At 73.6% G+C, this 12,992-nt stretch carries 15 protein-coding genes; 10 read left to right on the top strand and 5 right to left on the bottom strand.

Annotated features, from left to right (window positions below):
* The first annotated feature begins 67 nt into the window (after positions 1-67).
* On the top strand, positions 68-478 hold the full coding sequence (locus tag PV410_RS13600) for a Fur family transcriptional regulator (RefSeq protein WP_500324366.1): 411 nt from the start codon (positions 68-70) through the stop codon (positions 476-478).
* A 24-nt stretch (positions 479-502) separates the two neighbouring features.
* On the opposite strand, the gene PV410_RS13595 is transcribed toward PV410_RS13600, so the two are convergent.
* Entirely contained in the window at positions 503-1,486 is a 984-nt protein-coding gene (locus PV410_RS13595; RefSeq protein ID WP_500324365.1) for an acetylxylan esterase, read from the bottom strand.
* A gap of 84 nt (positions 1,487-1,570) precedes the next feature.
* Here PV410_RS13595 and PV410_RS13590 point away from each other — a divergent pair, with 84 nt between their 5' ends.
* Both PV410_RS13590 and PV410_RS13585 read left to right on the top strand, forming a co-directional pair.
* Complete coding sequence (locus tag PV410_RS13590; protein ID WP_500324364.1) at positions 1,571-2,062, top strand: hypothetical protein; 492 nt, start codon at positions 1,571-1,573, stop codon at positions 2,060-2,062.
* Entirely contained in the window at positions 2,052-2,390 is a 339-nt protein-coding gene (locus PV410_RS13585) for a hypothetical protein (RefSeq protein ID WP_500324363.1), read from the top strand. Before PV410_RS13590 ends, PV410_RS13585 begins: the two co-directional genes overlap by 11 nt.
* A gap of 16 nt (positions 2,391-2,406) precedes the next feature.
* On the opposite strand, the gene PV410_RS13580 is transcribed toward PV410_RS13585, so the two are convergent.
* Positions 2,407-3,393 carry a LacI family DNA-binding transcriptional regulator gene (locus PV410_RS13580; RefSeq protein WP_500324494.1) on the bottom strand — a complete coding sequence of 329 codons (987 nt, stop codon included), beginning with the start codon at positions 3,391-3,393 and terminating at the stop codon, positions 2,407-2,409.
* An 86-nt stretch (positions 3,394-3,479) separates the two neighbouring features.
* Between PV410_RS13580 and PV410_RS13575 the strand changes: the two genes are divergently transcribed.
* The gene (locus PV410_RS13575) at positions 3,480-4,487 is read left to right on the top strand and encodes an ROK family protein (protein ID WP_500324362.1); all 1,008 of its coding nucleotides are present in this window, start codon (positions 3,480-3,482) and stop codon (positions 4,485-4,487) included.
* A gap of 151 nt (positions 4,488-4,638) precedes the next feature.
* Here the strand turns inward: PV410_RS13575 and PV410_RS13570 are convergent, their stop codons facing one another.
* Positions 4,639-4,968 carry a hypothetical protein gene (locus PV410_RS13570; RefSeq protein ID WP_500324361.1) on the bottom strand — a complete coding sequence of 110 codons (330 nt, stop codon included), beginning with the start codon at positions 4,966-4,968 and terminating at the stop codon, positions 4,639-4,641.
* 155 nt (positions 4,969-5,123) lie between these two features.
* On the opposite strand from PV410_RS13570, the gene PV410_RS13565 reads away from it, so the two are divergent.
* Entirely contained in the window at positions 5,124-6,164 is a 1,041-nt protein-coding gene (locus PV410_RS13565; protein WP_500324360.1) for an NUDIX hydrolase, read from the top strand.
* 35 nt (positions 6,165-6,199) lie between these two features.
* Here PV410_RS13565 and PV410_RS13560 read toward each other — a convergent pair whose 3' ends face one another.
* Positions 6,200-7,558 (bottom strand): dipeptidase, encoded by a 1,359-nt coding sequence (locus PV410_RS13560; RefSeq protein WP_500324359.1) that lies wholly within the window; start codon positions 7,556-7,558, stop codon positions 6,200-6,202.
* A gap of 157 nt (positions 7,559-7,715) precedes the next feature.
* On the opposite strand from PV410_RS13560, the gene PV410_RS13555 reads away from it, so the two are divergent.
* Positions 7,716-8,945 (top strand): geranylgeranyl reductase family protein, encoded by a 1,230-nt coding sequence (locus PV410_RS13555; protein ID WP_500324358.1) that lies wholly within the window; start codon positions 7,716-7,718, stop codon positions 8,943-8,945.
* A 57-nt stretch (positions 8,946-9,002) separates the two neighbouring features.
* Positions 9,003-9,674, top strand: a complete 672-nt coding sequence (locus PV410_RS13550) for a DUF4230 domain-containing protein (RefSeq protein WP_500324357.1) — start codon at positions 9,003-9,005, stop codon at positions 9,672-9,674.
* On the opposite strand, the gene PV410_RS13545 is transcribed toward PV410_RS13550, so the two are convergent.
* The gene (locus tag PV410_RS13545) at positions 9,667-10,125 is read right to left on the bottom strand and encodes a nitroreductase/quinone reductase family protein (RefSeq protein ID WP_500324356.1); all 459 of its coding nucleotides are present in this window, start codon (positions 10,123-10,125) and stop codon (positions 9,667-9,669) included. The two genes, PV410_RS13550 and PV410_RS13545, sit on opposite strands and share 8 nt — an antisense overlap.
* A gap of 150 nt (positions 10,126-10,275) precedes the next feature.
* Here PV410_RS13545 and PV410_RS13540 point away from each other — a divergent pair, with 150 nt between their 5' ends.
* The 3 genes from PV410_RS13540 to PV410_RS13530 are packed head-to-tail and all read left to right on the top strand — an operon-like array spanning position 10,276 to position 12,981.
* Positions 10,276-10,995, top strand: coding sequence for a TetR/AcrR family transcriptional regulator (locus tag PV410_RS13540; protein ID WP_500324355.1), 720 nt, complete (start codon positions 10,276-10,278; stop codon positions 10,993-10,995).
* A 58-nt stretch (positions 10,996-11,053) separates the two neighbouring features.
* Positions 11,054-12,319 (top strand): sensor histidine kinase, encoded by a 1,266-nt coding sequence (locus PV410_RS13535; protein WP_500324354.1) that lies wholly within the window; start codon positions 11,054-11,056, stop codon positions 12,317-12,319.
* Complete coding sequence (locus PV410_RS13530) at positions 12,316-12,981, top strand: transcriptional regulator (protein ID WP_499510704.1); 666 nt, start codon at positions 12,316-12,318, stop codon at positions 12,979-12,981. Before PV410_RS13535 ends, PV410_RS13530 begins: the two co-directional genes overlap by 4 nt.
* The last annotated feature ends 11 nt before the right edge of the window (positions 12,982-12,992 follow it).

Here is a 12,992-nt window from a genome sequence, read left to right as displayed (position 1 = left end):
GATCAGAACCCGGACGCGTCCACGGGGTGAATTCCGGACGTCCACCGAGCGGAACGGGTGAGCACACATGAGCGACCTGCTGGAGCGACTGCGCGGGCGCGGCTGGCGCATGACGTCCCAGCGGCGTGTCGTCGCGGAGGTCCTCGACGGCGACCACGTGCACCTCACGGCCGACGAGGTGCACGCCCGCGCGGCGCGGCTGCTGCCCGAGATCTCCCGGGCGACCGTCTACAACACCCTGGGCGAGCTGGTCTCCCTCGGTGAGGTCATAGAGGTCTCCACCGACGGCCGGGCCAAACGCTACGACCCCAACGCGCACCGTCCGCACCAGCACCTGGTGTGCTCCAGGTGCGGCACCGTCCGCGACGTCCACCCCACCGGCGACCCGCTGGCCGACCTCCCGGCCGACGAGCGCTTCGGTTTCACGGTCTCCGCGGCCGAGGTCACCTACCGCGGCCTGTGCCCGTCCTGCGCCTGAGCGTGCCACCTGCGGGAGCGGCGGCTACCGGTCCGTGGCAGGGGCGAGCCCGAGGCCGCGCAGCCACAGCATCTGCTCGTACGGCTGGGAGCCGCGTCCGCCGCCGTGGTCGCCGAACCGCCACACCGTGATGTCCTTGGGCCCCGCGTAGCGGTTGTAGGCGGCGAACACCGTCGACGGCGGGCAGACGGGGTCCATCAGGCCCACGCTGAACAACGCCGGCGCGGTGGCGCGCGGGGCGAAGTGGACACCGTCGAAGTAGTCGAGGGTGCCGAAGAGCCGTTCGGGGTCGATGCGCCGGTGGACGCCGAGGTACTGGGCGAGCTCCGGGTACGGCCCCTCGGTGGCGGTCTCCGCGCTCCGCCGGAAGTGGCAGAGGAACGGCACGTCGACCAGGGCCGCCGCGACCGCGTCCGGGGCCAGTCCGGCCACCGCCAGGGCGAGCCCGCCGCCCTGGCTGCCGCCGGAGACGACGACCCGGCCCGCGTCGACGGCCGGGTGCGCGCGCAGGGCGTCCACGGCGCGTACGCAGTCCGTCATCAGGCGGCGGTAGTAGTAGTGCTCCGGGCCCTCCACGCCGCGGGTCATGAACCCGCCGACGTACTGCGGGCCCGGGGCGGGGTCGGGGTCCGGCGTGTCGTGGCCCTGGCCGCGGGAGTCGACGACCAGATGGGCGTAGCCCGCGGCGCTCCACAGCAGGTTCTCGTGGTGCAGCCCGCGCCCGCCGCCGTAGCCGATGTACGTGACGACCCCCGGCAGCGGCCCGGCCGCCCCGCGGGGCAGCAGCAGCCAGGCCGCGACCGGCTGGCCTCCCCAGCCCGGGAAGCGCACGTCGAACACCTCGACCGTGGCCAGCGGCGAGTCGACCGCGCGGTACTCGGCCGGGGCGGTGCCCGCCTCGCGGGCGGCGGTCAGGGTCTTGGCCCAGAAGGCGTCGAAGTCCCCGGGCTCGGCGATCTCCGGGGCGTAGCGGCGCAGTTCGTCCAGCGGCAGGTCGGTGAGCGGCATGGCCGGTATCGAATCGTTTCACGGGGTGGGGTGTCAACGGCCGGCCGGTGCGTGCCGGTTGTCCGTCCGTCGTGGGATGGTGTCGTGGTGGAGGAGATCGGCTGGGAACCGGCGCCCCGCTCGCCGGTGACGCGAGCGCTGCTCAGGGTGGGCGCCGTCACCGTGCTCGCCGCGTTCGCGGCAGGGCCGGGAAGTGCCGTGCCCGTGACGGCGGTTCCCCTGAGCCGCGCCGCGGTGGAGGCGGAACTCGACGCGGCGGCGGACCAGTCCGGCGTACACAGGTCGCAGAACACCGTGATGGGCTTGACCGTGACCACCGACAAGGAGTCCGACCGGCCCAGCGAGCAGTGCATGCTCGCCTGGGCGGCCGCCGAGGGGGCGGGCCAGCGGGAGTACGCCGCCGTGACGGCGGTCCTGCGCGAGCACGGGTGGACGGAACTGCGCCGGGAGAACAGCCCCGGCGGCGGTACGTACGTCAACCTCGGAAAGGGTGGCTGGACGGTGACGGTCGCGTACGACGGCGGGCCGGGGTCCTTCACCTCGCTGACCTTCACCGCCATGGCACATGCCTGCTGACGGTCCGGGCACGGCGCGCCCGCGCCACGCGCTCGGCCACGGTGCCCCGGCGACGGACACCGACCCGCTCGTGCCGGTACTCGCCGGAATCGTCGTGGACGTCGTCCACTTCCTCGACACCTACGCCGACGGCGAGGTCGCCGCCGATGTCGCCGTGCGGACGGCGGAGCACGCCGGGTGGGTGCTCCACAACCTGCCACCCCGTCAGCGCGCCCGGTTCCTGCGGGTGCTCGACGACCTGGCGGCGGCCGAGCCGGACCCGGCGCGGCGCCGCGCCCTGGAGTCCTTCGGCTTCACCTGCGGGCTGGTCGAGGAGGAGCCGTCCTGAACCGTCCGCCGCGCCGTCACGGCACGGGCGGGAGCTCGCCCGAACCGCGCGGGATCAGGCGGCAGGCGAGCTCGACCCGCTTGGGGGGGCCCGCCGAGCCGTCGAGCCGCTGGAAGAGCAGGCCGGCCGCGGTCCGGCCGAGCTGTCCGGGCTCCTGGGCGACGACGGTGACCGCCGGGCGCAGCAGGTCGGCGAGCTCGAAGTCGTCGAAGCCCACGAGGGCGACCACGCTGGGCCGGTCGGCGAGGACCCGGACCGCGGTCACGGTGATCCGGTTGTTGCCGGCGAACAGGGCGGTGACCGGCTCCGGGCCGCTCAGCATGGACTCCACGGCGGCGCGGACGCGGTCGGGGGCGGTGGGCCCGCAGGAGACCCAGCCCTCGTGCACGGGGAGCCCGGCGGCGGCCATCGCCTCGCGGTAGCCCCGCAGACGCTCGGCCGCGGTGTGGATGCGGGGGAGGTCGCCGATGAAGCCGATGCGCCGGTGCCCGTGGGCGATGAGGTGGGCGACGCCCTCGCGGGTGCCTCCTGCGTTGTCGCTGAGGACCACGTCCGCGTCGATGCCGCCCGCGGGGCGGTCCACGAACACGGTGGCCACGCCGGCCGCGATCTCCGGTTCGAGGTAGCGGTGGTCCTCGCTGGCGGGCACGATGACCAGCCCGTCGACACGCCGGGCGCAGAAGGCGAGCACCAGTTCCTGCTCGCGGTCCGCGTCCTCGGCACTCGATCCGGTGAACAGCAGCGTCGAGTGCGCCCGTGCCAGGTCCTCGACGGCCCGGCTGAGCGGGGAGTAGAAGGGGTCGGCGAGGTCCTCGAGGACCAGCCCGATGCTGGCCGTACGGCCCTTGCGGAGCAGCCGCGCGCTGTCGTTGCGGCGGAATCCGAGGGCGTCGATGGCCGCCTGGACACGCGAGATCGTGTCCTCGGTGACGCCTGGTTCCTCGTTGACGACACGCGATACCGTCTTCAGGCCGACACCGGCCCGGGCCGCGACATCCTTCATGGTGGGACGGGCGGTACGCGGAATATCGGTCACGGCGTGATCCTATGGGCTGGACAACGTTGTCAACAAAGGGCGACACTACGCCCATGCCGTTCGAGAGCTCTGCCGAGTCCATCGTCCCGCCGTCGGGTGCCGCCGGTGCGGGCCCGCTGATCGCCGCCGTGGACATCGGCGGCACCAAGATCGCGGGCGCCCTGGTGGACGCCCGCGGCGAGTTGCTCGTACGCGTGCAGCGCCCGACGCCCGCGGACCGGGACGCGGCGACGGTGATGGGATCGCTCGCGGAGGTCCTGGCCGGGCTGCGGGAGTCCGCGGGCTGGCCGCGGGTCGTCGCGGTGGGCATCGGCAGCGCCGGGCCGATCGACGCCTCCCGCGGCACGGTGAGCCCGGTCAACATCGCCGGCTGGCGGGACTTCCCCGTGGTCGCCCAGGTGGGCGAACGCGTCGGCGGGCTGCCCGTCGTCCTCACCGGCGACGGCATCGCGATCACCGCGGCGGAGCACTGGCAGGGCGCCGCCCGCGGGCACGACAACGCGCTGTGCATGGTGGTGTCGACCGGCGTCGGCGGCGGTCTCGTCCTCGGCGGCAAGCTCCACCCCGGCCCGACGGGCAACGCCGGGCACATCGGCCACATCAGCGTCGACCTCGACGGGGACGTGTGCCCCTGCGGCAGCCGAGGCTGTGTCGAGCGCCTGGCCAGCGGGCCCAACATCGTGCGGCGCGCCCTGGAGTCCGGCTGGCGTCCGGCCCACGGCGAGGAGTCGGACGCCGCCGCCGTCGCCCGGGCCGCCCGTGAGGGCGACGCCCTCGCCCTCGCCTCGTACGACCGTGCGGCGCAGGCGCTGGCCGCGGGCATCGCCGCGACGGCCACCCTGGTGGAGATCGACGTCGCGGTGATCGGCGGCGGTGTCGCGGGCGCCGGCCCGCTGCTCTTCGAGCCCCTCCGCGCGCACATGCGCCGGTACGCCACGTTGTCGTTCGCCTCCGGGGTGAAGGTCGTTCCCGCCGTGCTCGGCACGGACGCGGGCCTGGTCGGCGCGGCCGCCGCCGCGGCGCAGGCGCTGCGGCTGGAGGCCTTCGCGACCGGGGCCTAGTCCGGCTCGTCGCAGTCCCTCCCCTGGCCTACGGCCGGGGGCGAGGTCCGGTGTGCCTCGCGGAGGAGGAGATTCACCCGTTCGCGCGGGAGCGCACACTCGTGCCCCCGCGTCGTCGCGCGCTGCCCTCGTGGACGTCGCGACGCGCACGTCACGGCCCGGTGGGCGAGGTCGGTCGCGCCTGCTTCTCGGGCTTGTCGACCTCGGGCCCGAGCGTGAAGCCCAGGCGGAGCAGGCGCGCCATGGCCGCGTCGCTGCGGGCGTCCGCCCACCGGGTCGGCAGAGGTGTCGTCGTCCGGAACAGCGCGACGATCCGGTCGTTGCGGTGGACGAGGCAGGCGTGGTGCGTGCCGACGCCGTCCAGGAACACGTGGATCTCCACGATCGGCCGAGGCGTGCGGCCGAGCTCGTGGTGGTCGCGGGAGGCGACGACGAGGCCGTCGCGGGCCGGGACCACCATGCTGCTGCGGAGGCAGTTCATCGCCCGACTGACCCCGGGGTCCAAGGAGGGCTGACCACCGGGTTCGCGGGTGCCGAAGCCGCCGGTATGCGCCGATGGCCGGGCCTGCGCGTTTGCCGACGCCGATGATCCGGGCAATTCGTAGGGGGCTACCGGGCTACGGAAGAGGGGGCACCGTGATCGTCTGGCTCAACGGCACGTTCGGCGCGGGGAAGACCACTGCGGCACGCGAACTGCTCGAACTGCTGCCGGGCAGCGTGCTCTACGATCCGGAACTCGTCGGCAGCGGACTGCGGCTGATGCTCCCGGAGAAGCGGCTGGGCGAGGTCTCCGACTACCAGGAGCTGCCCGCGTGGCGGAAGCTGGTCGTGGACACCGCCGCCGCGCTGCTCGCCGAGGTGGGCGGGGGACCGCTGGTGGTGCCGATGACCCTGCTGAGGCAGGAGTACCGGGACGAGATCTTCGGCGGGCTCGCGGCCCGCCGGATCACTGTGCGGCATGTGCTGCTGCACGCTGAGGAAACGGTTCTGCGGGAGCGGATCGACCAGCGCGCCGACATCCCGGGCGACGCCGAGGCCAGCGCGGGGGTCCGCGCCTGGTGTCTGGACCACCTGCCCGCCTACCAGGAGGCACTGCCCTGGCTCACGGCGGACGCCCACGTCGTCGACACCGCGGGGCTCACCTCCCGCGCGACAGCCGAGCGGATCGCCGAGGCGATACGGGAGGGCGCGGGCTCCTGCGACATCGTGCAGACCCCGGAGCCCACCGCCGAGACCCTCGCGGCGGGCGTGCTGCTCTTCGACGAGGACGACCGGGTGCTGCTGGTCGACCCGACCTACAAGCCCGGCTGGGAATTCCCCGGCGGGGTCGTCGAGCCCGGTGAGCCGCCCGCCCGGGCCGGCATGCGGGAGGTCGCCGAGGAACTCGGACTGCGGCTCCCGGCGGTGCCCCGGCTGCTGGTCGTCGACTGGGAACCGCCGCTGCCGCCCGGATACGGCGGTCTGCGGCTGCTCTTCGACGGCGGGCGGCTGCCCGCCGCCGACGCCGAGCGCCTCCTGCTGCCCGGCGCCGAGCTGCGGGGCTGGCGCTTCGCCACGGAGGACGAGGCCGCCTCCATGCTGCCGCCGGTCCGGCACACCCGGCTGCGCTGGGCGCTGCGGGCGCGGGAGCGGGCCACCGTGCTCAACCTGGAGGCGGGCGTGCCGGTGGGCGGCTGAGAGGCGGCGGGCGCGTCCCGGCCGCCCACCGGGGCTCAGACGGCCTTGGCGGCGTACTTCTGGAGGAAGAGCGCCTCGGTGAGCGAGAGCTTCTCCAGTTCCTCGGGGGAGACGCTCTCGTTCGCCGCGTGGATCTGCGCCTCCGGCTCGCTCAGGCCGATCAGCAGGATCTCCGACTCGGGGTAGAGCGTCGCCAGGGTGTTGCAGAGCGGGATCGAGCCGCCCATACCGGCGATCTCCATCTGCGTGCCGTACGCGGTGCGCATCGCCTCCGCCATGGAGGCGTACGCCGGGCTGGAGGTGTCCGCGCGGAACGGCTGGCCGCTGCCGACCTGGGTGACCTCCACGCGGGCCCCCCAGGGGGCGGCCGCCTCCAGGTGGGCGATCAGCAGCTTGGCCGCCTGCTGGGCGTCCACGCCCGGCGGGACCCGGAGGCTGACCTTGGCACCCGCGGTGGCCTGCACGGACGGCGTGGCGCCGACCACGGGAGGGGCGTCGATGCCGATGACGGTGACGGACGGACGTGCCCAGAGGCGGTCGGCGACCGTGCCGGTGCCCATCAGCTCGACGCCGTCGAGCACCTTGGCGTCGGCGCGGAAGTCGCCCTCGTCGTACTGCAGCCCGTCCCAGGCGGCGTCGGCGGTGAGGCCCGCCACGGTGGAGGCACCGGAGTCGTCGTGGAGCGTGTGCAGGATGCGGACCAGGGCGGCCAGTGCGTCCGGTGCGGCACCGCCGAACTGGCCGGAGTGCAGGTTGCCCTCCAGGGTGGTCACCTTGACGTCGACCAGCGCCATGCCGCGCAGGGTCGCCGTGACGGTCGGCAGGCCGACGCGGAAGTTGCCGGAGTCGCCGATGACGATCGCGTCCGCGGCGAGCAGTTCGGGGTGCTCCTCCGCGTAGCGCTCCAGACCGCCGGTGCCCTGCTCCTCCGAGCCCTCGGCGATGATCTTCACGCCGACCGGGACCCCGCCGTTCTCGCGCAGCGCGCGCAGGGCGGTGAGGTGCATGATCAGGCCGCCCTTGCAGTCGGCCGCGCCGCGCCCGTACCAGCGGCCGTCGCGCTCGGTGAGCTCGAACGGCGGCGACAGCCAGCCGGCCTCGTCCAGCGGCGGCTGCACGTCGTAGTGCGCGTACAGCAGCACCGTGGGCGCGCCCTCCGGCCCGGGCAGGTAGCCGTAGACCGACTGCGTGCCGTCCGGGGTGTCCAGCAGGGCGACGTCCTCGAAGCCCTCCGCACGCAGCGCGTCGGCGATCCAGGAGGCGGCTCGCTCGCACTCGCTCTTGGGGAACTGCCGCGGATCCGCCACCGAGCGGTACGACACCAGCTCGGCCAGCTCGGTCCTGGCCCGCGGCATCAGTGCGGCGACGGTTGCGGCGAGTGGTGCGGCGGACATGGGCGCTCCTGATGGGTGGGACAGGGTCGAACGCGATGTTCGTGGACCGGTGGTCGTGATCGATGGTGCCACAGGCGGCCTCGCTCACCCCGCGGATTAGTATGCGGCTGAGCAGGGGCGACGGCAGTCGGCAGGTCGAACGGGAGCGGAAGCACACGTGAGCAGCGAGTACCAGGCGCAGGACGGCGGTTCGGCGGAGGACGTCGACGGTACGCCGGTGTGGGACGTCGTCGTGGTGGGTGCCGGACCGGCCGGGGCCTCGGCGGCCTACGCCGCGGCAAGTGCGGGACGCCGTGTGCTCCTGCTGGAGAAGGCCGAACTCCCGCGTTACAAGACCTGCGGCGGCGGCATCATCGGGCCCTCCCGCGACGCGCTGCCGCCGGGCTTCGAGCTCCCGTTGCGCGACCGGGTGCACGCGGTGACCTTCAGCCTCAACGGCCGGCTCAGCCGGACCCGCCGGTCGCGGCAGATGCTCTTCGGGCTGATCAACCGGCCCGAGTTCGACGCCCAGCTGGTGGACGCGGCCGTCGACGCGGGCGCGCGGCTGCGGACCGGGGCCCAGGTCTCCCGGGTCGAACAGCACGGCACCTCCGTCCCGGACCGGCGGACCGTCGCGGTGGTGCTCAACGACGGCGAGACGATCCTCGCCCGCGCGGTGGTCGGCGCCGACGGCTCGGCGAGCCGGATAGGCGCCCACGTCGGCGTCAAGATGGCCCAGGTCGACCTGGGGCTCGAGGCCGAGATCCCGGTGCCCGCGGAGGTCGCCGAGGACTGGGCGGGCCGGGTGCTCATCGACTGGGGCCCGTTGCCCGGCAGTTACGGGTGGGTCTTCCCCAAGGGCGAGACCCTGACCGTCGGCGTCATCTCGGCGCGCGGCGAGGGGGCGGCCACCAAGCGCTACCTGGAGGACTTCATCGGCCGGCTGGGGCTGGCCGGTTTCGAGCCGAGCATCTCCTCCGGCCACCTCACCCGCTGCCGCGCCGACGACTCCCCGCTCTCCCGCGGCCGCGTGCTGGTCTGCGGTGACGCGGCGGGCCTGCTGGAGCCGTGGACCCGCGAGGGCATCTCCTTCGCGCTGCGCTCCGGCCGCCTGGCGGGGGAGTGGGCGGTGCGGATCGCCGAGGCGAGCGACGCGGTGGACGCGCGTCGCCAGGCCCTGAACTACGCGTTCGCCGTCAAGGCCGGCCTCGGGGTCGAGATGGGCGTCGGCCGCCGGATGCTGGGCGTCTTCGAGAAGCGTCCGGGTCTGCTGCACGCGGCTCTCACAACCCTCCCCCCGGCGTGGAACGCCTTCGCTAAGATCACCCGCGGTTCCAGCTCGCTCGCCGAGCTGGTCCGTACGCATCCGCTGGCCCGTCGCGCGCTGGAGTCGTTCGACCGTCGTTGACCTCCTGATGGCACCCTCCTGGGCGTCATAAAGGCGGAGTTGAGGGGCAGAGACGTTATGGGAGGTGTCCTCGTCATGCCCTTGAGGAACGTAGACGGAAGACTGCCGTGGTGGGTGCGTACACTCACCGGGCTCGTCGTGCTCGGCGGACTTCTGTTCCTGGTCGCGCGCGCGGACCTGATACCGGGTCTGCCCAATCCCTTCGCCGAGGAGACCAAGGACCGCAGTGGTCCCGTGGTGCTCAAGGCGATCCAGGACATGAGCCGCTTCGAAGGAGCAAGTGGCCAGTTCCAGGTCGTGGTCGACCTGGAGAAGGACGCCAAGTTCCTTCCCGACGCCGTGCGCGGCAGGCGCACGCTCTACGTGGGGTCCGGCAGTGTCGACGCCTACGTGGACCTCGGTAACGTGGGCCCGAAGGGCGTGACCGTCTCCGAGGACCGGACCTCCGCCGTCATCACCCTGCCCCACGCCCAACTCGAGCGGGCCTCGCTCGACCCCGACCGTTCCTACGTGGTGGCCCAGGAGCGCGGTTTCTTCGACCGGCTCGGCGACTTCTTCTCCTCCCACCCGGGGGACGAACAGCAGGTCCAGCAACTCGCCGCGAAGAAGATCCAGCAGGCGGCCAAGTCCACCGAACTGGCGAAGCGGGCGGAGACCAACACCCGGGCCATGCTGGAACAGCTGCTGACCTCGCTGGGGTTCGAGAAGGTGGAGGTCCGCTTCAGCTGACGGGCCGGAGCTCGGTGATGCGGAAGACCGGGTGCTTGTGGGCTATGGCGCGCAGTTCCTCGTCGGTGGAGTCCGCCCCCACGCCGCCGAAGAACACGCCCACCTCGGCCTTCCAGCGCTTGAGGTAGGCACGCAGCACCTCGGGCTTGACGTCGTCGCCGACTTCGGTCGCGCTGAACTCCTCGACCTTCTTGCCCAGCAGCAGCTGACCGCCGCCGGCGGCGCGCATGTTGTGCGTCCACTGGACGTGCCCGCGCGGCGCCACGAGGTAGCGCTCCCCGTTCACCACCAGCAGGTTGACCGGGGTGCGCCGCCACTCCCCGCTCTTGCGGCCGCGGACGGCCAGCACGCGGGAGCCCCACACGCTCAGACCGCGGCGGGTCAGCCAGGCCACGGCGCGGTTGAAGACGTTGACCGTGAACCAGCCGGGCTTGATGACGTGCTCGGACATGAGGACTCCTCCGTGACGCGCGGGCCGTGGACCGAGGGCGGTCCGTGAGCGGTGCTCTCGCTTGAGAACAGTGTGCACGTCCTGCCGCTCCATGGCAAGAGCACTGCTCTCGTTCTTGGTCGCCGCTCCATTCGTGCGTACACTGATCGCATGAGCGTCATCCGAACGGCCAGGGAACGGGCCCGCGACGAAGTGACCGCGGCCATCAAGGAAGAGGCGCGCCGGCAGCTCGCCGACGAAGGCGCCTCGAGGCTCTCGCTCCGCGCCGTCGCGCGGGAGCTGGGCATGGTCTCCTCCGCGCTCTACCGCTACTTCCCGAGCCGGGACGAGTTGCTCACGGCCCTCATCATCGACGCCTACGACGCGGTGGGCGCCGCCGCCGAGGAAGCCCTGGCCCGCGCAGGCGGCGACCCTGTGGAGCGCTGGAGCGAGGTCTGCCGGGCCGTACGCCGCTGGGCCCTCGGGCATCCGCACGAGTACGCCCTCATCTACGGCTCCCCCGTGCCCGGCTACTCCGCGCCGCTCGACACGATCGGACCCGCGTCCCGGGTCGGGCTGGCACTGATCGCCGTGGCCGAGCAGGCCCACACCGCCGGGGCGCTCGCCGCCGCCCCGGCCGACGCCCCGTTGTCGGAGGCCGCCCACGCCGACGCCTGGCGGCTCAGCAAGGACCTCGACCGCGACCTGCCGGCACGGGCGATCCCCTCCCTCGTGGCCGCCTGGGCGCAGTTGTTCGGCCTCGTCAGCTTCGAGGTGTTCGGCCAGTTCAACAACGTGGTCGAGGCGCGGGACGACTTCTTCGACCACGCCGTCGCGGGCCTCGCGCACCAGGCGGGGCTCCGCCGTGAGCGCGTACTCCACGGGGAGTAGACGCGATCACCCCGCCGACCGGACGCCGACCCGCCGCCCCCCGGTCTAGCGTGGCCGCATGACCGACGATGTGACACGGGGCGGCGGCCCGCCCTGGGGGCCCTGGTGGCGCCACACCGGGCCCGGCCACTCCCACGGCGGCGAGTGCCTGCGCCACCCGTGGGTCTCGTCGCTGGTCATCGCCGTCGTCCAGGTGGTCGGCACCACGGCCGCCGCGCACAACGCGCCCGACCGGGTCACCCTCGGCCACTTCGGGTACACGCTCCTGCTCGCGGGGCCGGTGCTGCTCCTGTGGCGCAACCGCGCGCCCGTCGCGGTCGCCGCCGCCGTCTCGGCCGTCACGCTCGCGTACGTCGCCGCCGGTTACCCGTACGGTCCGGTCTTCCTGAGCATCGTCGCCGCGTACTTCACGGCCGTCGCCGCCGGTCGCCGCAGAGCCGTCCTGATCATCGCGGCCGCCCTGTACACGGCCTACCTGCTCATCACCGTGTGGCTGTACCGCTGGCTGCCGCCCGCCGGGGACGAGGCCGCCTCGTGGGCCCAGGTGTCGGGGGCCGCCGCCTGGCTGCTGGCGATCCTCGCCGTCGCCGAGCTGTGGCGGCTGCGCAGGGAACAGTTCGTCCGCGACCGGCGGGAGCGGGCCGAGGCCGAGCGGCGCCGCGCCGACGAGGAGCGGCTGCGCATCGCCCGCGAGCTGCACGACGTGCTCGCGCACAGCATCTCGGTCATCAACGTGCAGGCGGGGGTCGCGCTCGCCCTCATGGACGAACGCCCCGAGCAGGCCCGGCAGGCACTGACCACCATCAAGGCGGCCAGCAAGGAGGCGCTCGGCGAGGTCCGCCAGGTGCTCGGCACCCTGCGCAGCCCCGGGGAGGCACCCCGCTCGCCCGCACCGGGCCTGGACCGGTTGCCCGAACTGCTCGAACAGGCCGCGGGCGCGGGCCTGGCCGTCGACATCACCCGCGACGGCCGCACCGGCGCCCTGCCACCCGGCGTCGACCTGGCGGCGTTCCGCATCGTCCAGGAGGCGCTGACGAACGTCATCCGCCACTCCGGCTCCCGTACCGCCCGCGTCCACGTCACCCGCCGCCGGGACGCCGTCGAGCTGCGGGTCGACGACGACGGCCCCGCCACCACGACCGCCGACCACGCCCCCGACTCCGGTGGCGGCAACGGCCTGCTCGGCATGCGCGAGCGGGCGGCGGCGCTCGGTGGCACGGTCGAGGCCGGACCCCGTGCCGACGGCGGGTTCCGCGTCCTGGCCCGTCTGCCGCTCGCCGCCGGCGCCGCGGCGGCGCCCGCCCCCGACAAGGAGAACCCATGACCCGGGTCCTGCTCGCCGACGACCAGCTCTTGGTGCGCGCCGGCTTCGCCGCCCTGCTGGACGCCCAGCCAGACATCGAGGTCGTGGGGGAGGCCTCCGACGGCGCCCAGGCGCTGCGCCTGGTCCGCGAACTCACCCCGGACGCGGTGCTGATGGACATCCGCATGCCCGTCATGGACGGACTGGAGGCCACCCGCCTGATCACCGAGGACGCGGCGCTGACCGGGGTCAGGGTCGTCATCCTCACCACGTTCGAGCTCGACGAGTACGTCTTCGAGGCCATCCGGGCGGGCGCCTCGGGCTTCCTGGTCAAGGACACCGAGCCGGAGGAACTGGTGCGTGCCGTACGGGCGGTGGTGGACGGCGACGCGCTGCTGTCGCCCGGCGTGACCCGACGGCTCATCGCCGAGTTCGCCGCCCGGTCGAAGGAGCCCTCGGCCGCGGCGGAACTCGACCGGCTCACCGAGCGGGAGCGCGAGGTGATGGCCCTGGTCGGGATCGGTCTGTCCAACGAGGAGATCGCGCGCCGCCTGGTGGTGAGCCCGCTCACCGCCAAGACGCACGTCAGCCGCACGATGGTGAAGCTCGGCGCCCGGGACCGGGCCCAACTCGTCGTCCTCGCCTACGAATCCGGTCTGGTGCGGCCGGGCTGGCTCGGCTGAGCCGCAGGGGC

Source organism: Streptomyces sp. PA03-5A (genome assembly GCF_033792725.1).
Classification (GTDB): domain Bacteria; phylum Actinomycetota; class Actinomycetes; order Streptomycetales; family Streptomycetaceae; genus Actinacidiphila.
This window is presented reverse-complemented; position numbering and strand designations above follow the sequence as displayed.